Raw genomic sequence first — 655 nt, 5'->3', positions numbered from 1 at the left:
TCATGGGTAAGGAAAAATTCCAACGTAACAAACCGCATTGTAACATTGGTACAATCGGCCACGTTGACCACGGTAAGACGACTTTGACAGCTGCGATTACGAAGCAGTTTTCGGACAACTTCCAAGCATACGACCAAATTGACGGCGCGCCCGAAGAAAAAGCACGCGGCATCACCATCTCGACAGCACACGTTGAGTATGAGACTGAAGCACGTCACTATGCGCACGTTGATTGCCCGGGCCACGCTGACTATGTGAAAAACATGATCACGGGTGCGGCGCAAATGGACGGCGCGATCTTGGTTGTGAACGCCGCCGATGGTCCGATGCCACAAACACGTGAGCACATCCTTTTGGGTCGCCAAGTTGGCATCCCTGAAATGGTTGTCTTCATGAACAAAGTTGACCAAGTAGACGACGATGAGCTTCTTGAGTTGGTTGAAATGGAAATCCGTGAGCTTCTCACAGAGTATGGTTATGACGGCGATAACATCCCCGTAATTGCTGGTTCTGCTTTGGCTGCTTTGGAAGACCGTGACGAAGAAATCGGCGCCAAGAAAATCGCTGAGTTGATGGCGGCGGTTGATTCCTTCATTCCACAGCCTCCACGTGCGATTGACGAACCTTTCTTGATGCCAATCGAGGACGTGTTCTC

At 50.7% G+C, this 655-nt stretch carries 1 protein-coding gene; it reads left to right on the top strand.

Features of this window, described 5'->3' with window-relative positions:
• Positions 1–2: 2 nt before the first annotated feature.
• On the top strand, positions 3–655 hold a 653-nt coding region (locus AB9F29_RS21290; protein ID WP_369757178.1), incomplete at its 3' end, for a GTP-binding protein.

Source organism: Falsihalocynthiibacter sp. S25ZX9 (assembly GCF_041205405.1).
Classification (GTDB): Bacteria; Pseudomonadota; Alphaproteobacteria; order Rhodobacterales; family Rhodobacteraceae; genus Falsihalocynthiibacter; species Falsihalocynthiibacter arcticus.
The sequence above is the reverse complement of the archived record's forward strand: the minus strand, read 5'-3'. Positions and strand labels throughout refer to the sequence as shown.